This is a genomic window from Sorangium sp. So ce1036 (assembly GCF_051369805.1).
GTDB classification, from domain to species: Bacteria; Myxococcota_A; Polyangia; order Polyangiales; family Polyangiaceae; genus Sorangium; species Sorangium cellulosum_F.
In genome coordinates this window covers 8,048,333-8,070,091 of sequence record NZ_JBBMOX010000001.1, presented here as the reverse complement: position 1 = coordinate 8,070,091, position 21,759 = coordinate 8,048,333, and the positions used below count along the sequence as shown (strand labels likewise).

General features: G+C 68.4%; 11 protein-coding genes, 1 pseudogene and 4 CRISPR repeat arrays. Of the genes and pseudogenes, 3 read left to right on the top strand and 9 right to left on the bottom strand.

What is annotated here, in order from left to right; all coding sequences use genetic code 11:
• Positions 1-88 precede the first annotated feature (88 nt).
• The gene (locus WMF31_RS30330; RefSeq protein ID WP_129346352.1) at positions 89-1,252 is read right to left on the bottom strand and encodes an IS481 family transposase; all 1,164 of its coding nucleotides are present in this window, start codon (positions 1,250-1,252) and stop codon (positions 89-91) included.
• Positions 1,253-1,807: 555 nt separating this feature from the next.
• Positions 1,808-2,938: direct repeats of the CRISPR family, unit length 36 nt; unit sequence CTCTCCGCCGCTGAAAGGCGGCGGCCCCATTGAAGC.
• 18 nt (positions 2,939-2,956) lie between these two features.
• A protein-coding gene (locus tag WMF31_RS30325; RefSeq protein WP_129346188.1) for an IS5 family transposase occupies positions 2,957-3,759 on the bottom strand; the annotation gives its coding sequence in 2 pieces (ribosomal slippage) (positions 2,957-3,435 and positions 3,435-3,759; 804 coding nt in all).
• Between the two features lie 106 nt (positions 3,760-3,865).
• Positions 3,866-6,019: direct repeats of the CRISPR family, unit length 36 nt; unit sequence CTCTCCGCCGCTGAAAGGCGGCGGCCCCATTGAAGC.
• Positions 6,020-6,337: 318 nt separating this feature from the next.
• Between WMF31_RS30325 and WMF31_RS30320 the strand changes: the two genes are divergently transcribed.
• The 3 genes from WMF31_RS30320 to WMF31_RS30310 all read left to right on the top strand — a co-directional run bounded on the left by WMF31_RS30320 (position 6,338) and on the right by WMF31_RS30310 (position 10,538).
• On the top strand, positions 6,338-7,507 hold the full coding sequence (locus WMF31_RS30320; protein WP_436606618.1) for an IS4 family transposase: 1,170 nt from the start codon (positions 6,338-6,340) through the stop codon (positions 7,505-7,507).
• Positions 7,508-7,932: 425 nt separating this feature from the next.
• Positions 7,933-9,102, top strand: a complete 1,170-nt coding sequence (locus WMF31_RS30315; protein ID WP_436606617.1) for an IS4 family transposase — start codon at positions 7,933-7,935, stop codon at positions 9,100-9,102.
• 305 nt (positions 9,103-9,407) lie between these two features.
• On the top strand, positions 9,408-10,538 hold the full coding sequence (locus tag WMF31_RS30310; RefSeq protein WP_436601070.1) for an ISAs1 family transposase: 1,131 nt from the start codon (positions 9,408-9,410) through the stop codon (positions 10,536-10,538).
• A gap of 67 nt (positions 10,539-10,605) precedes the next feature.
• A CRISPR array of direct repeats spans positions 10,606-11,370; the repeat unit is 36 nt; unit sequence CTCTCCGCCGCTGAAAGGCGGCGGCCCCATTGAAGC.
• A 127-nt stretch (positions 11,371-11,497) separates the two neighbouring features.
• Here the strand turns inward: WMF31_RS30310 and WMF31_RS30305 are convergent.
• The 7 genes and pseudogenes from WMF31_RS30305 to WMF31_RS30275 form a co-directional block, all read right to left on the bottom strand.
• Positions 11,498-11,767, bottom strand: coding sequence for a hypothetical protein (locus WMF31_RS30305; protein ID WP_129348459.1), 270 nt, complete (start codon positions 11,765-11,767; stop codon positions 11,498-11,500).
• Positions 11,764-12,600 carry an ExeA family protein gene (locus WMF31_RS30300; protein WP_129348457.1) on the bottom strand — a complete coding sequence of 279 codons (837 nt, stop codon included), beginning with the start codon at positions 12,598-12,600 and terminating at the stop codon, positions 11,764-11,766. Before WMF31_RS30300 ends, WMF31_RS30305 begins: the two co-directional genes overlap by 4 nt.
• 86 nt (positions 12,601-12,686) lie before the next feature.
• Positions 12,687-14,096: pseudogene (locus WMF31_RS30295) on the bottom strand (IS481 family transposase); the annotation flags it as partial.
• A gap of 100 nt (positions 14,097-14,196) precedes the next feature.
• Entirely contained in the window at positions 14,197-14,886 is a 690-nt protein-coding gene (locus WMF31_RS30290) for a hypothetical protein (protein ID WP_436605287.1), read from the bottom strand.
• A gap of 113 nt (positions 14,887-14,999) precedes the next feature.
• A CRISPR array of direct repeats spans positions 15,000-15,407; the repeat unit is 36 nt; unit sequence CTCTCCGCCGCTGAAAGGCGGCGGCCCCATTGAAGC.
• A gap of 482 nt (positions 15,408-15,889) precedes the next feature.
• A complete protein-coding gene (locus WMF31_RS30285) occupies positions 15,890-17,614 on the bottom strand; it encodes a M16 family metallopeptidase (protein WP_436605286.1) in 1,725 nt (574 codons plus the stop codon).
• A gap of 3 nt (positions 17,615-17,617) precedes the next feature.
• Positions 17,618-19,222 (bottom strand): M16 family metallopeptidase, encoded by a 1,605-nt coding sequence (locus WMF31_RS30280; RefSeq protein ID WP_436605285.1) that lies wholly within the window; start codon positions 19,220-19,222, stop codon positions 17,618-17,620.
• 96 nt (positions 19,223-19,318) lie between these two features.
• Positions 19,319-21,712, bottom strand: a complete 2,394-nt coding sequence (locus WMF31_RS30275) for a lysyl oxidase family protein (protein WP_436605284.1) — start codon at positions 21,710-21,712, stop codon at positions 19,319-19,321.
• Positions 21,713-21,759: the final 47 nt, after the last annotated feature.

The following is a 21,759-nucleotide window of genomic DNA, read 5'->3' as shown; positions in this document are numbered from 1 at the left end:
CGGACCGCCAGGATCTATACACGAACCGCTTCCCGCGGTCTCGGTACACGCGAGCCTCTCCTCACGTTCCGGCGTGAGTGCGCGCAGGTCACCGTGCCTTGGCGAGCTGCAGCTCCTTGTTCTTCAAGGTGACCTGCGCGAGCAGAACCGGCCCGTAGTACAGCTCCCAGACGTCGTCGGCGATCGGAAGCAGCCCCACGGGTTCGTTGGCGATCAGCTTGGAAACGAAGGTGTTCGCGCCACCGAACTGAAGCCGACCCATGTCCCCCACGCGTCGCACGGCCATCGTGTCCGGATACTCCGGCGAGGAGGGCTTGCTCGGCATCGTCCGCCGCGACGGCGTGTAGCGCGAAGCCGGCGTCCTCTGGCCGAGCGCCTCGTGAGGCCGCTGGTCATTGTACTCGTGCCGGAAGCGGTCGAAGACGCGCTGCTGCGCCGCGAGCGTGGCTTCGGGCGGCGATGTCGCCTCCGCCTTCAGCGTCTTGTGCATGCGCTCGTGCCGGCCGTTCTGCTGCGGTTTGCCGGGCTCAATGCGCTCGGGAACCACGCCGAGCTTGATCCAGCTCACCGACAGCGCCGAGAGCCCTCCAATGCCCTGCGTGGCGAACGGCGGGCCGTTATCGGAGCGGATACGATTCGGCAGCCCAAACTCGCGGAACGCGCGCTCGAAGTGCGGCCGCACCGAGGCCTCGTCCGGCTTCGCTACGCCCTCGCATTTGAGCAAGTACCGCGACGCCTGGTCCGTCAACGTCAGCGGGTGGCACCGGGTCTTGTCGCCAAGCGCGAAATGCCCCTTGAAATCGGCGCACCATGTGTCATTAGGCTGCTCCGCTGGAGCCAGCGTCGACGGCATCGCTGACGTCGGCATCACCACGCGGCGCCGCCGGGGCCGGATCAGCCCGTGTTTCTTGAGCAGCTCGCCGATGGTGCTCGTCGCCGGCAGCCCCTCAAGGCCCATGCTCTCCAGCCGGGCGCGCAGCTTCTTCGGACCCCAGGTGGGTCGCTCCTTCCGCAGCTCGACCAGCGCGTTGACGATCGCCGCTGGCGTCGCATGCGGGAACGTGTGCGCCACGGGCCGCCGCTCCTCCAGACCACGAGGTCCGGCTTGCTCGTAACGCTCCACCCACTTGTACCCCGTCTTCCGGCTGATGCCGAACCGTCGGCACAGCTCCGCGAACGTCTCGTCCGACTCGTTGACCTGCGCGATGAACTGAAGCCTCTCGTCCACTGAACATGTCTCTTTCCAGGGCACCAGCGATCCTCCGTCGCCGACCCTCTACGACATGTGTCACCCAGGCTCCCGGTCCGTCCGGGTGCTACCCAGGCTCCCGGTCTGAACCGTTACCCAGGCCACCGGTCCGTACCATGAGTCCGGCGAGGCGGGGATGAGGTCGGGCGAGGCGGGGATGAGGTCGGGCGAGGTGGGGGATGCGCGAGCGGAGGCGGGGACGATGTGGTCCGAGGTGCAGGGCGAGCGCAGCCCGCCGGCGAGGGGGCGCAGGAGGTCGCATGGCGAGCGGCGGAGGCAAAGGAGAGGGCGGCAAGATCCCAGCGGAGAACGGAAGGGGCTGGGCAAGGAGAGGCGGAGGCATGTAGAAGGAGGAGGGCGGACCCGCCGCGAGCGGTGGAGTGACGCGAAAATCCCGGGGGGCGCTCGCAGAGCAGGTAGGTGTTTGAAATAATGTAGGAATTCGAGATGACGCGAGGGGTCGCGGGGTGCCCCCGGTCGCCGGAGCGGGGGGCGAAACGGGAACCTCTCGCAAACCGGGTTGTAAGTGTGCGAAATGTCTCGTAGGCTGCGAGACCTCTCTCCGCCGCTGAAAGGCGGCGGCCCCATTGAAGTTGGACAAGAACCGCGGGGCCAAGACGGGTAAGGTTGGCCTCTCCGCCGCTGAAAGGCGGCGGCCCCATTGAAGTAGAATCTTGCGCAGGTCGTCCGAGATGACGTGATTTGGGCTCTCCGCCGCTGAAAGGCGGCGGCCCCATTGAAGTTGCCTGATCCAGCAGGCGCCCGCGGGCGCGCACATCCTCTCCGCCGCTGAAAGGCGGCGGCCCCATTGAAGTACCGAAAGCGGCGAATCCCGGATCGACAGGGAGAGACCTCTCCGCCGCTGAAAGGCGGCGGCCCCATTGAAGTCGGACGAAGCGCCCGGTCGAGGCGTTGAACAGCGCGCTCTCCGCCGCTGAAAGGCGGCGGCCCCATTGAAGTATCGCTTGTAAAACGCCCCGAATCGACGCGCTTTCCCTCTCCGCCGCTGAAAGGCGGCGGCCCCATTGAAGTGATGGCCGCGCGGCCGCGCCACGCCTCCGGGATGCCCTCTCCGCCGCTGAAAGGCGGCGGCCCCATTGAAGTGTCATCGTCCACGTCACGCCACGGCTACCGAACCGCACCCTCTCCGCCGCTGAAAGGCGGCGGCCCCATTGAAGTGGTCTTTCGATCTCGATGGCGATACCCTCCAGATGGAGCTCTCCGCCGCTGAAAGGCGGCGGCCCCATTGAAGTTAAAAGTTGAGACGGGCCTCGAAGAGCCCGTTTCGGGAGCTCTCCGCCGCTGAAAGGCGGCGGCCCCATTGAAGTCCCATCTCTTCCTCCTATCGCGCATCGGCGCGCGCTCCCGCTCTCCGCCGCTGAAAGGCGGCGGCCCCATTGAAGAGATGCGGATGACGGCCACTGCTCCGCGCCGGTCGAACTCTCCGCCGCTGAAAGGCGGCGGCCCCATTGAAGATCGAGCGGCCGCGCCCACCCGCCCATGCGGCCAGCTCTCCGCCGCTGAAAGGCGGCGGCCCCATTGAAGCAAGATCTCGATAAACTCATCGTCGGCACCTCCGCTACTCTCCGCCGCTGAAAGGCGGCGGCCCCATTGAAGCCTTCGTCGCAGCGCGACGCGCCACCGACTCCGCCACTCTCCGCCGCTGAAAGGCGGCGGCCCCATTGAAGCTAGCGATTCTTAGAGCGCCTAACAAAACCCGGCCTGGATATGGCAGAGGCAGATCAGGCACACGGCGAGCTGGAGGAACGCTCGGTGAATATCGGCACGGCGTTCATACCGCACAGTCAAGCGCCGAAAGCGGCGGAGCCATGCGATCGTCCGTTCGACGACCCAGCGGTAACGGCCGAGCTTCTCCGACGACTCGATGCCCTTGCGAGCGATGCGGGGCACGATGTGGCGCAGATGGCAAGCCAAGCGCAGGGCCGGGTCGTCGTAGGCCTTATCGGCGTGCAGTTTCTTGGGGCGGCGCCGCGGTCGGCCGCAAGGCCGCGCGATCGTCGGTACCGCATCCACCATAGGCGTGAACATCTTCGAGTCATGGACGTTCGCCGGCGTCATCTCGACGGCGAGCGGGATACCATTCTGATCGACCAAAATGTGATATTTCGTGCCCGGCCGGCCGCGATCTGTGGGGTTCGGGCCAGTCTCTTCACCCCCCTTTTTGCCGGAACCAGCGAGGCATCCAGCGCAGCACGCTCCCAGTTGATCTTGTCGGCCCCGCCGAGCTCATCCAGCAATGCCTTGTGGAGCTGACCCCAGACGCCAGCCTGCTGCCAGTCGCGCAACCGGCGCCAGCACGTCATGCCGCTGCAGCCGAGCTCTTGCGGGAGATATTCCCAAGGAATCCCCGTTTTCAGCACGAACAAGATCCCCGTCAGGGCGATTCGATCAGGCGTGCGCGGCCGGCCGCCCTGCGGCTTCGGCTCCGCCTTCGGCAATAGAGGTTCGATTCGCTCCCAGAGTTCGTCCGGCACCAACAGCTTGCCCACGCGTGCAATCTAATGCGCGTACCGTTTGTCTCAAGCGAGCGGGCGCTCGAGCGAGGTCGGCGGGCTATTGTTAGGCGCTGTTATTCGTTGCATGTTGCCTCCCAGAACTCTCCGCCGCTGAAAGGCGGCGGCCCCATTGAAGCGTTGTCATGCTCCCTCTCAGAGCGCCTTCACGCTCTTCTCTCCGCCGCTGAAAGCCGGCGGCCCCATTGAAGCGTTGATCTCGATGAACCGGGCGATATTGATTCCTGGCGGCCTCTCCGCCGCTGAAAGGCGGCGGCCCCATTGAAGCCAGAACAGCTTCGTCGCCGAGCCCACCGGGGACGGGCTCTCCGCCGCTGAAAGGCGGCGGCCCCATTGAAGCCTCCAGGCGGGTTGCCACCCCATAGCGAACTGCCGCTCTCTCCGCCGCTGAAAGGCGGCGGCCCCATTGAAGCTTCTCGCTGCTCTTGCTGTTGCTCACGCCGCCAGGCCTCTCCGCCGCTGAAAGGCGGCGGCCCCATTGAAGCAGAAAGCGCGCTTATGTTGTGCTGCTTAAGGCCGCTCTCTCCGCCGCTGAAAGGCGGCGGCCCCATTGAAGCTCGGAGGCATCAAACACGCGGATCTGTCCGCCTCGACCCTCTCCGCCGCTGAAAGGCGGCGGCCCCATTGAAGCATCATCGACAAGACCACGGCGCAGGTCGCGATCATCGTCTCTCCGCCGCTGAAAGGCGGCGGCCCCATTGAAGCTCCGTGGACACCTGGATCAGTCTGCCGCTGTCGCGCAGCTCTCCGCCGCTGAAAGGCGGCGGCCCCATTGAAGCCGGTCGAGTTCACGTTCCGCGAGGACAGCGACCTCTACTCTCCGCCGCTGAAAGGCGGCGGCCCCATTGAAGCTAGTCATAACGCCGCCCTAACCCTCACGTCCACCCGCTCTCTCCGCCGCTGAAAGGCGGCGGCCCCATTGAAGCGCTGCGACTTCACCCTGTGTGCGTTCGACGCGTCGAACTCTCCGCCGCTGAAAGGCGGCGGCCCCATTGAAGCAACGCGCCGTCCTGCTCCACCCCGCACGAGATGTGCTCTCTCCGCCGCTGAAAGGCGGCGGCCCCATTGAAGCGATCGGCAGAGCTTCAACCGCTGGCTCGACGAGAGCCTCTCCGCCGCTGAAAGGCGGCGGCCCCATTGAAGCTACGGAGCGTCGATCCGCCAGCACGCGAACCGTCGATCTCTCCGCCGCTGAAAGGCGGCGGCCCCATTGAAGCGACATCATCCGCGACCGCTGGCTGGATGGCCTGGGTATCTCTCCGCCGCTGAAAGGCGGCGGCCCCATTGAAGCGCTAGGCCTTCTGGCGTCAGAGGCGTGACCAGCTCCTCTCCGCCGCTGAAAGGCGGCGGCCCCATTGAAGCCCCACCGATGGCGTCGCATCGGCGAGCTGTGCCAGCTCTCCGCCGCTGAAAGGCGGCGGCCCCATTGAAGCGTCGAGCCACGCGAGCGGCCCGTAGTTGCCATCGCCGTCTCTCCGCCGCTGAAAGGCGGCGGCCCCATTGAAGCAGCAACGCCGGATCAGTCACCGGCACCGCGGAGGGCTTGGCTCTCCGCCGCTGAAAGGCGGCGGCCCCATTGAAGCTGCCATGCTTGCGCTCGTCCCGCCTGGACAGAGCGCCTCTCCGCCGCTGAAAGGCGGCGGCCCCATTGAAGCGTTCACCGCGGCGGGCGGCTTGACTCTGGGAAACGCTCTCCGCCGCTGAAAGGCGGCGGCCCCATTGAAGCAGCCACTCCTCTTTCAGGACGAACATCTCCCCGCAGCTCTCCGCCGCTGAAAGGCGGCGGCCCCATTGAAGCCTCTCCCGTCGCCCACGCGCCGGCGCCGATGCCGAGCACTCTCCGCCGCTGAAAGGCGGCGGCCCCATTGAAGCTCCGGCGGCCGCTCCCCGGGTGGCGTCCACCCGAGATCTCTCCGCCGCTGAAAGGCGGCGGCCCCATTGAAGCGTCGAGCGGCACCACTACAGTGCGAGCTACCCAGCTCTCCGCCGCTGAAAGGCGGCGGCCCCATTGAAGCATGGCTCTGTCAGTCGCCCTGATCTGGCCCGACAGGGCGCTCTCCGCCGCTGAAAGGCGGCGGCCCCATTGAAGCCACGCTATAGCAGAACCGCATCGAGAAGCACACCGCGCTCTCCGCCGCTGAAAGGCGGCGGCCCCATTGAAGCTTGCAGCGCACGCCGCCCCGCGGGGCGTGCGTCGCGTCTCTCCGCCGCTGAAAGGCGGCGGCCCCATTGAAGCGTACACATGGAAGCCGTAGATCAGGCCCGCGCCTACCACTCTCCGCCGCCTGACAGATCCCCTCATTTTATACGGCAAATTCGTCGATTCCCGCGCCGCTGGCACACCGCTTCCACTGAGCACCAATGTGGGACAGTTGTTTGCATGGGCCCACGAGGCTCAGGTGTTTCGGGTGAGCCTACGACGAATACGTGAGAATCTGCGGTCGCTGGCCGGAATAGTATCAGTATGAGGCAATCGGCGGGCGTCGACGCGTGCACGGAAGGCAAGGCGAAGGGGAACTTGACGACGACGCGCTCGGAGGAGCGGTCGCATTCGATGAGGGCTCGCAGGCAACTCGAGCGCGTAGGGCTCAGCGCGAGTAGCATCGAGCGGTTCCTTCACGCCGCTGTGAAAGTCGACCTGCACGTCAAGACCGTGCTGTCCTTGTCGCTGGCAACCCTGGGCGTTCTGCACTCGGTCTCCCTTTGCATTCACGTGATCGGGCGAGGGATGGCGTGGGCAAGAGACGGTAGCCCCAAGCACGCGACCAAACAAGTTGATCGCCTGCTGAGTAACAACAATGTGTCCCCATGGCTTCTGTTCGACGCTCGGGTCCGCTTCGTGGTGGGGCCGCGAGAGGAGCTGCTGGTCGCTCTCGACTGGACGGAGTTTGATGTCGATGACCACGCCACGTTGGCGTTGTACTTGATCACTCGTCACGGGCGAGCAACGCCGCTTATTTGGAGGACGGTCAAGAAGTCGTCGTTGGCTGGCAAGCGCAACGCCTATGAAGACGAGGTCATTGAGCGGCTGCACGAGATTCTTCCGAAAGCAACTCGAGTAACACTCCTCGCGGACCGGGGCTTCGGCGACCAGGAGCGGTACGCACATCTCGGCAATCTGGGCTGGGACTACATCATTCGGTTCCGTGAGTGCATCATCGTCACCGATGCTGATGACACTGCGCGTCCTGCAGGCGAATGGCTCACATCTACCGGACGGGCAAAGATGCTGAAGAACGTCCGGGTCACGCAGGACAAGACGGCCATCGCGGCGGTCGTGCTCGTTCACGACAAGCGGATGAAGGAGCCATGGTGCCTCGCAACCAGCCGTGCCGACCTGACGGCGAGCCAGGTGACCAAGCTCTACGGCCGTCGCTTCTGCATCGAGGAGACGTTCCGCGACGTCAAGAACGTTCATTTTGGCATGGGTCTCTCCGCCACACATATTGGCGACACTGCCCGACGCGACCGACTTCTGCTTATAGCTGCCTTTGCGCACGTGCTCTTGACGCTCCTTGGGGAGGCAGGAGAACGGGCCGGCCTCGATCGCCTCCTGAAGACCAATACCGTGAAGCATCGAACCTTGTCGCTCTATAACCAGGGATGCTACTGGTACACAGCCATTCCCAACATGCGGGAAGAGCGGCTTGTTCAACTCATGACAGCGTACGGCGAGGTGCTCCGTGAGCACGCCGTAACCCGTGAAATTCTTGGGACTATATGAGGGGATGCATCAGCTCCGCCGCTGAAAGGCGGCGGCCCCATTGAAGCAAGGCGAGGAGCAGCGAGCGGGAGCGCGGCGGCACGCTCTCCGCCGCTGAAAGGCGGCGGCCCCATTGAAGCTGGAGGCGGCCTCCTCCAGGGCGCGCGCCGAGGCGCCCTGACAGATCCCCTCATTTTATACGGCAAATTCGTCGATTCCCGCGCCGCTGGCACACCGCTTCCACTGAGCACCAATGTGGGACAGTTGTTTGCATGGGCCCACGAGGCTCAGGTGTTTCGGGTGAGCCTACGACGAATACGTGAGAATCTGCGGTCGCTGGCCGGAATAGTATCAGTATGAGGCAATCGGCGGGCGTCGACGCGTGCACGGAAGGCAAGGCGAAGGGGAACTTGACGACGACGCGCTCGGAGGAGCGGTCGCATTCGATGAGGGCTCGCAGGCAACTCGAGCGCGTAGGGCTCAGCGCGAGTAGCATCGAGCGGTTCCTTCACGCCGCTGTGAAAGTCGACCTGCACGTCAAGACCGTGCTGTCCTTGTCGCTGGCAACCCTGGGCGTTCTGCACTCGGTCTCCCTTTGCATTCACGTGATCGGGCGAGGGATGGCGTGGGCAAGAGACGGTAGCCCCAAGCACGCGACCAAACAAGTTGATCGCCTGCTGAGTAACAACAATGTGTCCCCATGGCTTCTGTTCGACGCTTGGGTCCGCTTCGTGGTGGGGCCGCGAGAGGAGCTGCTGGTCGCTCTCGACTGGACGGAGTTTGATGTCGATGACCACGCCACGTTGGCGTTGTACTTGATCACTCGTCACGGGCGAGCAACGCCGCTTATTTGGAGGACGGTCAAGAAGTCGTCGTTGGCTGGCAAGCGCAACGCCTATGAAGACGAGGTCATTGAGCGGCTGCACGAGATTCTTCCGAAAGCAACTCGAGTAACACTCCTCGCGGACCGGGGCTTCGGCGACCAGGAGCGGTACGCACATCTCGGCAATCTGGGCTGGGACTACATCATTCGGTTCCGTGAGTGCATCATCGTCACCGATGCTGATGACACTGCGCGTCCTGCAGGCGAATGGCTCACATCTACCGGACGGGCAAAGATGCTGAAGAACGTCCGGGTCACGCAGGACAAGACGGCCATCGCGGCGGTCGTGCTCGTTCACGACAAGCGGATGAAGGAGCCATGGTGCCTCGCAACCAGCCGTGCCGACCTGACGGCGAGCCAGGTGACCAAGCTCTACGGCCGTCGCCTCTGCATCGAGGAGACGTTCCGCGACGTCAAGAACGTTCATTTTGGCATGGGTCTCTCCGCCACACATATTGGCGACACTGCCCGACGCGACCGACTTCTGCTTATAGCTGCCTTTGCGCACGTGCTCCTGACGCTCCTTGGGGAGGCAGGAGAACGGGCCGGCCTCGATCGCCTCCTGAAGACCAATACCGTGAAGCATCGAACCTTGTCGCTCTATAACCAGGGATGCTACTGGTACACAGCCATTCCCAACATGCGGGAAGAGCGGCTTGTTCAACTCATGACAGCGTACGGCGAGGTGCTCCGTGAGCACGCCGTAACCCGTGAAATTCTTGGGACTATATGAGGGGATGCATCAGGAGGCGCCCTCTCCGCCGCTGAAAGGCGGCGGCCCCATTGAAGCGGACCGACAAGCGTCCGGCCTTGCGCGAGATGCTCGCTCTCCGCCGCTGAAAGGCGGCGGCCCCATTGAAGCACCTCGAACTCCTCTACAGCTTCCTCCGTGATCCCCTCTCCGCCGCTGAAAGGCGGCGGCCCCCAGGGCGGGCGCATCAAAACTAACATAAAAACAATGACTTAAACTCGCTCGTGGCCGGCTGGTCGGGGCTGGCGGCCGAACACAGCGACATGTCGTGTGGCAGATCTCGGGGCATGGCACCGTTCATCGAGCACTTCGCATCGCTGCCCGACCCGCGCGTCGTCGGGCGATCTGACCACAAACTGCTGGACATCATTGCCATCGCTATCCTCGGCACGATCTGCGGGGCGGAGGGCTGGGACGACTTCGCCGACTTCGGTGAGTGCAAGCATGGCTGGCTGAAGACGTTTCTGGACCTGCCGGCAGGCATCCCGAGCGCTGATACGTTCCGTCGGGTCCTGAGCGCGCTCGACCCCGAGGCGTTCAGCGCTTGCTTCGTGGCCTGGATGCAGGCGCTGGTCGGCTCGCCCGACGGTAAGCTGGTGGCGATCGATGGCAAGACGGCTCGCCGATCGTTCGACCGTGCCGCCGAGCGCTCGCCGCTGCACCTGGTCAGCGCCTGGGTTCAGCAGAACAGCCTGACGCTCGGTCAGGTGGCGACCGACCCCGAGTCGAACGAGATCACGGCCATCCCGAAACTGCTCGGCATGCTGAATCTTCGAGGTGCCACGGTGACCATCGACGCCATGGGAACCCAGAAGGAAATTGCCCAGGGAATTGTCGACAGGGGAGCCGCCTATCTGCTCGCTCTCAAAGCGAATCAGACCAAGCTCTATGAGCAAGTCGCTCAGATCTTCTCCGAGGCCGGCACCGGCTTCTTTTCGCTTGTAAAGCACACGGTGCACGAGACGGTCGAAGAGGGACACGGGAGGCGTGAGCGGCGGCGCGTCTGGACCACGACGGACCTGAGCCGGATCACGGAGGCACCGAAGTGGCCGGGCCTGCGGAGCATCACGATGGTCGAACGGGAACGCCAGGCCGGCCCCGGCGGTGAGCTCACGTCCGAGAGGCACTATTTCATCAGCTCGAGCGCACGCACTGGAGCCAAAGCGATGGCATCGTTGATTCGTGCGCACTGGTCGATCGAAAATCGATGCCATTGGGTGCTCGATGTCGCATTCCGCGAGGATGAAAGCCGCGTTCGAGCCGGGCAGGAGAACATCGGGCTGCTGCGCAAGATTGCTCTCAATCTCCTGAAGCAAGACCAGACCACCAAGCGTGGGATTGCCGCAAAACGAAAGAAAGCTGGATGGAACCACGACTACCTGCTGCGCGTCCTCTCCGGAACCATTCCTCCAGGTTAGACGCGCCCGCCCTGCGGCGGCCCCATTGAAGCCAGATCAAGCCAGCCGACAAGCCGCCGTCCCGCGCCCTCTCCGCCGCTGAAAGGCGGCGGCCCCATTGAAGCAACGAGGGCACAAGCGCGAGGCCGGCCGATGCGCCGCTCTCCGCCGCTGAAAGGCGGCGGCCCCATTGAAGCAAAGTGGACCACTGCCGGACCTCCCCGAGGCCGAGGCCTCTCCGCCGCTGAAAGGCGGCGGCCCCATTGAAGCACCTTCGACGGCGTGACACGCCCGCTCGTGCGGTGGGCTCTCCGCCGCTGAAAGGCGGCGGCCCCATTGAAGCAAAGTCATCCGGTCGGTTGCGTGTGTCGTGTCGTACCTCTCCGCCGCTGAAAGGCGGCGGCCCCATTGAAGCGCCCAGGTGCTCGAGGAGCAGCTCATGGACGGTGTGGAGCTCTCCGCCGCTGAAAGGCGGCGGCCCCATTGAAGCGTAAACGAGACACCGCACCTGATGAATGGTCTCATGATCTCTCCGCCGCTGAAAGGCGGCGGCCCCATTGAAGCGTCGCGCTCTGGCGCGGCACTCCAGCCTTCAACAGCTCTCCGCCGCTGAAAGGCGGCGGCCCCATTGAAGCGTAAACTCCTCGCTCCCGCGCATGCGGGAGTTGACGTCACTCTCCGCCGCTGAAAGGCGGCGGCCCCATTGAAGCTTTTGCCAGAACACGCGGCGCGCCTGCAATTCACCCTCTCCGCCGCTGAAAGGCGGCGGCCCCATTGAAGCCCCGTGGCTTCCTCGAACGCGGACATGCGCGCCGGGCTCTCCGCCGCTGAAAGGCGGCGGCCCCATTGAAGCGCGGCCTCCACGGAGGCGTACCACGTATCGGCCCACTCGCTCTCCGCCTGAGCATAACCACGAGAATTGAGGGGCTCTTGCGCACGGAGCTTGAGGGACGCGGAGCGTCAAGCGGGTAGCTTGCGCGTCAGAAGGGGATGCCGTCATCGTCGGGTTGTTCGAGGACGCGGTGGACGGCCGAGCGGTAGGAGCGGATGGCGCCGCGGAGCGAGCGGATCTGGACGAGCAGATGGCGTGCCGCGCACAGCGTAGGCGGCTCCGTCGGCTCGGCGAGCGTGTCGAGGGTCGGGTGCTCGAGCCGGAGCGCGGTGGAGACGGCATCGAGCGCAGCGGAGAGCAGCCGCAGCTCCAGGAGCTCGCGCGCGGCGTAGAGCCTGCGGCGGACCGAGGGGCTCATCGCTTCTTCGTCGATGCTTTCGGGCGCTGGGGCGGAGAGAAGACCTCGAGGTAGAGCTTCTCGTCGAGCCGTGGCAGGCCGCGGTCGGCGCCGGCGGCGAGCAGCTCGTCGCAGAGGTTCATCAGGATGCGGTAGTTGCCAGCGGCGTGATCGACGAGGGTGGCCTTCAGCTCCGGGGTCATCAAGGCGAGGTTGCCGGCGGCCTCGAGGAGATGGTCGAGACAGGCGGTGAGATCGTCGCGGGAGGCGTAATCGAGGTGGAGGCGGCGGCGGATGCGGCTGCCGAGGGGCAAGAGCTCGGGGGTACGCAGCCGCTCGGGCAGGCGGCCGTCGCCGGCGAAGATGACGCAGAGCAGCTGGCGAGCGTCGAAGTCCTTGCTGGCGAGGATGCGCAGCTCGCAGAGCACCTGAGTGAGCGCCTCCTGCGCCTCATCGAGGATGAGCACGGGGCGGCTGCGCGTCGTGCTGATGTGCTCGCTCCAGCGCGTCCGCAGCGCCTTGAAGCCGCCCCAGCGGTTATGGGCGCTCAGGGGCACGCCGAAGAGCTCGCCGAGCTCACGATAGAAGTCGGGCACGCGGCTCTGCGGGTGCTCGATGGTCCCGACCGTCACGTCAGGCAAGGTGCCGAGGTGCTCACGCACGAGCCTGAGCGCGACGCTCTTGCCGGTGCCGGGGTCGCCGGTGACGAGCGCGAAGCCGCCGTCGGTGACGCCGCTCTCGACGCGCCGCAGGAAGGTGTGGACCTGTGGCGTGACGTGGAGCGCCTCGACGGGGAGGTCGGGTCGGAAGGGGTTGAAGATGAGACTGTAGAGGGACAGAATCTTCGAGGTCATGAGAGGGCCTCCTCCGTCGATTCAAGACAAGGATCTTGGTTCGCTGGGTCGAGCGCGGCGCCATCCTCGGGAGCGCCGTCCTGCCCGCCGTCGTCGAGCGCCAGGTACGCAGGCGGCAACCCGGTGGCGGCGTACTCGGCCATCAGCGCCTTGAGGTGCGGCGCGATCCCGGAGCGCCGCGGCGCCGGCGCGGGCTCGGAGAGCGCGCGGCGCGCGCGATCGGCGTTCTTGACCTTGTCGAGCGGCCGGAGCGTGGTGAGGTGAGCGCCGGTGCGCGGGTCGACCAGATCGACATGGCTGAGGTCCCAGCGCGCCACGCGAAGGCGGAGCCGGTTCAGGGTGCGATAGGCAGAGGGGACCTCGTAGCGCACGCCGCACGCCGTCACGGTCCCATCGCTTTTGCGCTGGGTACGCGTGATCTCCATGCGAAAGGCGCGGCGCAGCTCCTCGGAGCCAGGGCTGGGCCGGCCGACGTCGGGACCGCGAAGGTAGCGTTCCAGCGGCGCCTCCTTGAGCTCGCTATGGACAGCGCGGTGGTACTCCTGCTCGATCCATGCCTGGGTGGCCTGGTTGAGCAGGCTGAGGGTCAACCCCTCGACGCCCTCGAGCATGGCGAGCAGGCGCTTTTCGATCGGGCCCCAGAAGGACTCTTGTTTGCCGTTCTGGGCGGGCGTGCGGGGCATCGTGTTGAAGTTGACGATGCCGAGGCGCAAGAGCCCCTCCGTGGTCTCGGCGGCGACCATCTGCGAGCCGTTGTCGTCGAGCAGGGCGCGCGGCAGTCCTCGCTTCTGGATCCCCTGCGAGAGCGCATGCACCAGGGCTTGCGTGTTCTCCTTGTAGTACCACTGCCCGTGGCAGCAGACCCGCGAGGCATCGTCGAGTACGCCGAGCATGACCGGCTTCACCCACGCGCCGGACGGGTGGAGCACCTTGAGCGAGCCCTTGTGGAAGTCGAGGTGCCACAGCCCGTTGACATGCTCGACCTCGAAGGACCTGACCTCGCGGGGCACGTAGCCCTCGCCCCGGGCGATACGGGTCTGCCGCTTCTTCTTCGTCAGGCCCTGGTCCTTCATGAAGCGGCAGATCGTCGCGTAACCGGGGAGCTTCCCGAGCGATGGATCCTGCTTCGCGCTCGCACAGAGGTTGTCATAGTGGAGCTGGTAACTCCAGGTCTCGTGCTCGGCGTGCTGCTTGCCGAGCGCGGCGGCGAGAGCCGGCGTGACGCTCGGATGGGTGCCGGCGTGCTTGGGCACCTTGCGTGCGAGCGCCCGAAACGGGTCGAGCTCGCTGCGCGCGGCGTAGTACCACCGCTCGATCGTCTTGGCGGAGAAACAGACCGTCTCGCCGGTCGTCGGGTGATGCCAGGGGCGGCCGGAGAGCTCGGCGATGGTCTCGCCGAGCCGCCCCCGCACCGCCGGCGAGGCGAGCAGCGGTCCGATGATCGAAAGGCGCAGACGTGCCCATCGCACGCGCGCTGGCGTGTCTTCGTGGCTCATGGGTCCTCTCCGCGGGCAGGGTCATCTGTCCGTGCGCCGCGAGGGAAACCCTACGCCAACCTGCGAATCCCTTCATTTTACATCTTCTGCGTGCCCCTCATCAGGCCCCAGCGCTCCTCAGAAATCGTGCGCCGTCAGCGACAGACCCCGTGCTCAGCGGCGCCAGCAGCTTGAGCAGCGCCGTGACCTGCTCGACGGCGCTGCCGGTCAGCCGCTCGAGCAGCGAGCAGGGCAGTCTCGCCGCGTCCACGGGCGAGGCGAGCAGCCCGCGCAACGCCACGAACAGGCCCGTGACCGGCAACTCCGTCTGCCACCACCTCGACCACCGCCCGAGCGTCCGCGCCGGGACCTGCGTCGCCGGGGTCCGTCTCGGCGAGGCCTGCGCCGGCGCGACCTCTGCCGGCGGCACGTCTGCCGGCGGGACCTGCGCCGGCGGACACGCCGTCGTGCGCCGCAAAAGCGCGCTCGCGCTCGCGACGATGACGACCGCGCCGAGGTAGACGCGCCGGCCCAGAAAGACGACCGACGGCGGCGTGCGCCGCCGCCGGCACCCCTCCCGGCGGCAGCAGTAGCTGATCCTTCGCACCGGCGGCTCCGCGGTCGCCGCGATGAAGCAATCGCCGCGGGGCTTGCGGTCATAGTCGCTACGATCCAGCGGGCCGCCGCACCGCGGGCACCCCGCCCGCGCCACCTGCCGCGCGATCTCCTGGTCGATCTCCTGGAGGCATGAGAAAAATTTGTCCCCGAGGACAAAGGCGAGCCAGCATGCATCCTCTCCGGTCTTCCACACCCGGAGCGGGCCCTCTCGGACGACTTATGGCAAGTTTTCTGAGGGGGCTTCGTCTTTTGTTCCTCGGCAAACCTGATCGGAATCGAGCGAACGCCCCTCCATCTTGAAGGCGCTGCTCAGCCGCTGAAAGGCGGCGGCCCCATTGAAGCCTTCTCGACGAGCGCCTCGACAGCGCGTCGCTGCTCCGCTCTCCGCCGCTGAAAGGCGGCGGCCCCATTGAAGCTCGTCGGTGTGCACGTCCTCGTCGGTACCAAGCACCTCCCTCTCCGCCGCTGAAAGGCGGCGGCCCCATTGAAGCCACCGGTTCTCGAAGTTCGCGGCGGCCGGCGCCCTGTCGCCTCTCCGCCGCTGAAAGGCGGCGGCCCCATTGAAGCTCCTCCCCGAGGCTCCTAGACTCGAACCCACCGTCGGCCTCTCCGCCGCTGAAAGGCGGCGGCCCCATTGAAGCACATGCTCATGGACAGCAGCGGCGCCTTCATGCACCCCTCTCCGCCGCTGAAAGGCGGCGGCCCCATTGAATCACCTTCAATGCGGTGGTCGATGAAGACGGGCCGGACCCGCACCGACCCGCCTGCCACGAGCCCGGGCGGCAGCGGCCCGACACCCGCTTGATCGGTTGCGCGAGGCCGGTCGACAGCGCCGCCGCCTCCGCTCGATCAGTGTCGTCCTGAACGCCCGCGCGTACGGGCGATAGATGCCGGCGGTCGCGAGGGAATTGCCCTCAGGGCGTACTCGCTGCCGAGGAGGAGCAGCGTGCCCACGGCAGCGCTGGTGAGGTCGCTGGCGAGGCCGACGGGCTCGTTGCGCTCCTCGCTGGACGCGGCGCCCCACGTCGAGCGGCGCTGGGAGCAGATAGGTCGGGAGCGAGGCGACGCTGGCGGCGGCGCTGCCACCTCGCCGCCCGGCCCCCCGAACGCCCGGTCAGGCGCCGCCGCGCCCCCCCTGCGCTGCGGCTCCCGTGGTCCACGCCAGCACGCACAGGCAGGCGCGCGGCGCGGCGCGCCTACGGTGTCTTGGCCGCGGGCGGCTTGGCCTGCGGCTGCGCGGGCGCCGCGGGCGCCGCAGCCTTGTCGGCCTGCTGCGCAGGCCCCGCCGGCGCCGCCGCCTTGCCGGCCTGCTGCGCGGGCGCCGCGGGTGCGGCGGCCTTGCCCGCCTGCTGCGCGGGCGCCGCCGCCTTGCCCCGCTGGCCCGTCAGCGGCGGCCCCGCCGGCACCCCCGGCGCCTTCTGCACCGTGACCGGCCCGAGCCCCAGCGCCGTGAGCTGCTCCCCGACGGCCCCGGCGTCGCCCACCAGCACCACCCGGAGCTGCTCGGGCACCAGGTACTTCTGCGCCACCCGCTGCACGTCCGCGGGCGTGATCCGCTGGATCCTCGCCGGCCGCGTCGCGAACTCGTCGAGCGGCAGACCGTAGATCGCGAGGCCCGCCAGCGTCGACGCGGTCGCCCCCGCCGTCTCGAAGCGCGCCGGGAGCTGGCGGATGAGGTTCGCCTTCGCGTCCGCGAGCTCCTCCGGCGTGACCGGCTCCTTCCGGATCCGCTCGATCTCCGCCAGGATCTCCTTCACGGCCGGGCCCGTGTTCTCCCGCACGATGGCCCCGCCCGCCGAGAACGGCCCCGGCCCGTGGCGCATGTCGAAGCCCGAGCGCGCGCCGTACGTGTACGCGTGCTTCTCGCGCAGGTTCAGGTTGAGCCGGCTCGAGAACTGCCCGCCGAAGAGCGTGTTCATCACGAGCAGCGCGTCGTGGTCCTCCGTCGAGCGCGGCACGCCCGGCAGCGTCACCGTCACCGTCGACTGCGTGAGCCCGGGCCGGTCGACGATCACCACGCGCGGCGCGCCCGCGGCGAGCGCCGGCGGCGCGGCCGGCACCTCCGCCTTGGCCGGCGCGGGCGGCGCGCCCGCCGGGCCCTTCCAGGCGCCGAAGACCCGCTCCACCTCCTTCACCGCGTCGGCCCGGGTGATGTCCCCGGCCACCGCGATCGTCGTCAGCTCCGGCCGGAACTGCGCGGCGTGGAACTTCACCAGCGCCGCGCGCGTCACCCTCTTCAGCGCCGCCTCGGTCCCGAGCAGCGGCGCGCTGTACGGGTGGCCCTCGGGATACAGCGTCATCCCCTGCGCGATGGAGAGCAACGACGCGGGGCGGTCGTTCATCTCGGCCAGCCGCGTGATCCGGCGCGACCGCTCCCGCGCGATCTCCGCCGGGCTGAACGCCGGGTTCATGTACGCGTCGCCGAGCAGCGTCAGCAGCTCGCCGAACCGCGGCGTCACGCTCTGCCCCTGCACGCCGCCGCCGTCGAAGCCGACCCACGACGAGAAGCTCGCGCCGAGCTTGCCGAGCGCGTCGCTGAACTGCAGTGCATTGCGCGTCCTCGTGCCCTGCGCGAGCATCGCGCCCGCGAACGCCCCGACCCCCGGCGCGGCCTGGTCGGCGCCCCGGACCGTGGTCACCTCCACCGCCACGATCGGCAGCTCGTGCCGCTCCACCACGAGGACGCGGATCCCGTTCGCGAGCTTCGCCTCCTCGATCCGCGGCGGCACGAAGACCACCTCGGGCCCTGGCGGCGGCGGGGTCTTGCGGAACGCGTCCGTCGGCTCAGGGGCCGGCGCCGCGGCGGGGGGCGGCGCCGCGGGCGCCTTCGCGGGCGCCGCGGGCGGCGGCGGCGGGCTCGAGGAGCAGGCGGCGAGCGCCGCCGCGGCGAGGGAGACGGTGACGATTCGTTTCATGCGCATGGCTCAACCCCCCTTCGGCGCGGCCGCGCCGGCCGCAGGCTTCTCGATCGCGGGCTTCGCCCCCGCGGGCTCGTCGACCGCCGGCGCCGCCGCGGCCTTCCTGGCCGCGGGCGCCGGCGCCGCGGTCTGCTTCACGAGGCGCCCGGCCTTCGGGGCGCCGGGCTTCGGCGTGACGAGCGCGATCACGCGCCGGTCCCGGGGCAGCAAGCCCGCCACCGCCTTCTGCAGATCGGCGGCCGTGGCCCGCTCGTACCGGGCCACGTCCTTCGGGAAGTAGCCAGGATCGCCCGTGAGCTGGTTGTAATAGTTGATGGCGTTCGCGCGGGCCGTCACCCGCTCCATGCTGAAGACCAGGTCCGACAGGAGCTTCGCGCGCGCCCGCTCGTGCTCGTCCCTGGTCGGCGGCGCCTTGCGCAGCCGGTCGAGCTCGGCGTCGATGAGCCGGAGCGCCTGCTCGGGCGACTTGCCCTTCTTCAGCGTGGCGGTGATCTGGAAGGTGCTGGCGAGCTGGCTCGACTGCTGGCCCGCGTGGACGTCCTGCGCGATCTGGAGATCGTAGACCAGCTTCTTGTAGAGCCGGCTCGTCTTGCCCGACGCGAGGACGTTGGAGACCAGGTCGAGCTCGGCGTCGCCCGGCGCGAAGCCCGGCGGCGTCACCCAGCTCATCGTCACGCGGGGCAGCTCCACGTCCGCCTCGATCTCGAGGCGCTTCTCGGTCGCGAGATCGCCGGGGTCGGGCTTCGACACGACGGGCGGCGCCGCGCCCTTCGGGATCGGGCCGAAGTACTTCTCGACGAGCTCCTTCGTCCTCGCCCGGTCGATGTCGCCCGCGATGACGAGCGTCGCGTTGTTCGGCACGTAGAACGTCCTGAAGAAGGCCCGCACGTCCTCCATCTGCGCGGCGTCGAGGTCCTCGGGGGTGCCGATGGTGAGCAGGTGGTAGGGGTGGCCCTCCGGGAACAGCGCGGCGCGGAGGAACTGCGGCACGAGGCCGTAGGGCGCGTTCTCGTAGTTCTGCCGGCGCTCGTTCTTCACGACGCTGCGCTGGCTCGTGAACGTCTCGTCGTTGGCGTGATCGAGCAGCCACCCCATCCGGTCGCTCTCCAGCCAGAGCACGAGCGCGAGCTCGTTCGCGGGGACGGTCTCGAAGTAGTTCGTCCGGTCGGTGCTCGTGGTCCCGTTGCGGTCGCTCGCGCCGGCCCGCTCCAGGTACTTGAAGAACATGTCCTCGCCGACGTGCTTCGAGCCCTGGAACATGACGTGCTCGAACAGGTGCGCGAAGCCGTTCTTCCCCTTCGGCTCGTCCTTGGAGCCGACGTGGTACCAGAGGTTGACGGCCACGACGGGCGTGCGGCGATCCTCGTGCAGGACCACCTCGAGGCCGTTCTCCAGCGTGTACTTCTCGACCGGGATCATGACGCTCACGCTGCCCGTGGCCGGCGCCGCCGCGGCCTGCGCCGCCGCGGCGGGCGCCCCGGGCTGCGGCGCCGCGGCCGGGGGCGGCGCGGCGTAGGCGGGCAACGTCAGTCCGAGCGCGGCGACGATCGCGCTGGACAGGCACGAGAGCGCCCGGAGGCGCCTCCGTTCGGACGGATGGGTGGCTCGCATGCGCGCGGTTTTACCGCAGATCGCGCGGGGCGGAGCCAAAGTTCGCCGTGAAATGAAGCGTCGCCGCGCGCAGATCACCGCCGGCGGCGCGCGCCGTCAGTACAGGACGAAGATCCGGTACGGCCCGAAATCCACTGGAGTTCGACCACTCACGGTGACGGCGCCGAGGCTCCCTCCCGGTTGTTGCGTCTCGAGCGTGACGCTGGCCGCGTCGGGATCGTCCGCGCACCCGCTCTGCGGGGCGGAGCACCGCGGGCGCTGCGTGTGGCAGGCGTCGTCCGCGGCCCGGAGCCTCATCGGGAACTCCGACAGGCCGCACGAGGACAGCGTGACGGGGCGATCGGGGCAGAGGGGGACATAGTAGCTCTCCTCGGGGCTGCTCGCGCCGCACGGGGACGCCACGGGGATCGGCGCGCCGGTGGAGTCGCCGCGGAGCAGGCCTGTGCTCTCGATGATCCCCGCCGCGTCGCCGAGGCACGACGCGCGCTCGAGCTTGAGGCGCACCGTGCCGGTGGCCCCGGGGCGCACGGCCTTGACGACCACCGTGTAGCGCCCCGCCGGGAGCCTGGCCGCGAGGTTCGCGCCCGGCCTCGCGGCGCCGCAGGTGTCGCGCGCGCAGCGGAGCGGGACGCCGCCGCAGCCGTCGCCCTGGAGCAGCGCGAGCGCCGTGTCGAGATCGGACTCCAGCGTGCTCAGGTACACGACCTCCTCGGACGGCAGCGTGAAGCGGAAGAACACCTCGCCCCCCTCGCCCCCGCACGGCAGCGCCACGTCCGGCGCGTTCGCCGCCGTGATCTCCGCGGCGTAGTTCATCGAGCCCGTGAGCTCGCCCGGCGTCTCGCAGCGATCGGCGCCCCGGATCGGGGCGCAGCCGTCGTCCGGGATGCCGTTGCAGTTCTCGTCGGCGCCGTTGCCGCACACCTCGGTCCTCGGGGAGGCGCACGCCGGACGCGCGCAGCCGTTGTCCGCGATCCCGTCGCAGTCCTGGTCGACGAGATCCCCGCAGATCTCCGGCTCGGCCACGCACGGCGCGAACGCCGGGACGCGCACCGGCACCTCGACCACGTTGTCCGCGGTCGATCGCTCGGCGATGACGCCGATCGGGTTGACGGCGACGCGGAGGACGTAGTCCCCCTCGGGCACGTCCGTCACGTCGATCCACTGGCACGGCGTGCCGACCTCGTAGACGTCGGCCCACCCCGCGCTCAGGAAGTTGCACCCCGTGCTCCCCGGGCCCGGCGCGCCGGGCGGCGCCGGGGCGTCGGGGTCGAGCGGCGCCACGTCGAGCAGGCAGAACGCCTGCTTGTGGCCCTGCGCGACGACCTCCCCGTCCGCGCCGAGCAGCCGGTACTCGGTGAAATCCTTGAAGTGATAGTGCTGGTGGCACTGCGCGTACTCGAAGAGCGGGTTGTCGCGCTCGGGGCCGGCGTCGAGGTGGCCAGGCCCCGTGTTCTCGATGCGCCCCTCGAACTCGAGGAGGTGCCGCCGGCCGGGGCCCCCGACGCACCGCTCCAGGATCTCGCAGGCGTCCGCGGGGAACGTCCGGTAGGAGAACCGGAGCGTGTCGACGATGCGCCGCGCGCTCGGGCGCAGGTCGGGCAGCTTGCAGACGCCGTCCTCGCACGCGTGCCCGGCGGGGCAGCACGCGCCGCCGCACATCGCGCCGTCGCAGGCGGTGTAGTCGACCGGGAGGACGAGCGTGTTGTTGTCGTAGCGCGCCTCGGCGAAGGCCCTGTCCGGGTTGACGGTGATCTCGAGCGCGTAGCGCCCCGCGGGCACCCCGGTCACGTCGAGGGCGTTGCACACGGCGGTCCCGGGCTGCGCGACGTGCTCCCCGGGGGCGAGGCCCTGCGCGTCGCAGCCGAACCGGCCGCCGCGCATGGCGATGCAGCGCGCGTCGAGCGCGCCCTCGGCGAGCACCGCGTCGCCGCGCGTGAGGCGCGCGCGGAAGAAGCGCGGGACGACGTAGCTGCCCTCGCAGAAGTTCGGCGTGAACACGCCGCTCTCCGACGGCGCGCCGAGCGTGAACGACACGTCGCCCACGTTCTTCAGGGCGACGTCGAAGCGCAGGAGCATGCGCCGGCCGCTCCCGCCGACGCAGCCCTCGAGCGCCTCGCACGCGTCCGCGCCCACGTGGACCGCGGCGAACGTGACGGCCTCGGCGCCCGCGAGCGGCTCGAGCGCGAGGTCGGCCGAGACGCAGCGGCCGCGCAGGCACGCGGCCCCGGGGCTGCAGCACGCGGCGTCGCCGCAGGCGCGCGCGTCGTCGCAGGCCGCCGCGCAGCCCGAGGGCTCGCCCTCGGCGTCGATCTGGCACCGCGCGCCCCCGGGGCACACGAGGTCCGAGCCGGCGCACAGGACGTCCCCGGGGCGCCCGCCCCCTCCCGAGCCGCCCGCGCCCGAGGGGGGGCCGGCCAGCGTCCCGCAGCCGCCCGCGGCGACGGCCACGAGCCACGATCCCATCCACAGCGTCTCGGCCACGTTCTTCATGAGCACCTGATGCGGGGCGAGGGGCGCGCGCGCGCTCGCGCCCGTCG

Coding starts and splice junctions, on each gene's coding strand:
- WMF31_RS30310 (WP_436601070.1), top strand. CDS start 9,408: ATGGCACCGTTCATCGAGCACTTCGCATCGCTGCCCGACCCGCGCGTC.
- WMF31_RS30305 (WP_129348459.1), bottom strand. CDS start 11,767: ATGAGCCCCTCGGTCCGCCGCAGGCTCTACGCCGCGCGCGAGCTCCTG.
- WMF31_RS30275 (WP_436605284.1), bottom strand. CDS start 21,712: ATGAAGAACGTGGCCGAGACGCTGTGGATGGGATCGTGGCTCGTGGCC.
- WMF31_RS30315 (WP_436606617.1), top strand. CDS start 7,933: ATGAGGGCTCGCAGGCAACTCGAGCGCGTAGGGCTCAGCGCGAGTAGC.
- WMF31_RS30300 (WP_129348457.1), bottom strand. CDS start 12,600: ATGACCTCGAAGATTCTGTCCCTCTACAGTCTCATCTTCAACCCCTTC.
- WMF31_RS30320 (WP_436606618.1), top strand. CDS start 6,338: ATGAGGGCTCGCAGGCAACTCGAGCGCGTAGGGCTCAGCGCGAGTAGC.
- WMF31_RS30280 (WP_436605285.1), bottom strand. CDS start 19,222: ATGCGAGCCACCCATCCGTCCGAACGGAGGCGCCTCCGGGCGCTCTCG.
- WMF31_RS30285 (WP_436605286.1), bottom strand. CDS start 17,614: ATGCGCATGAAACGAATCGTCACCGTCTCCCTCGCCGCGGCGGCGCTC.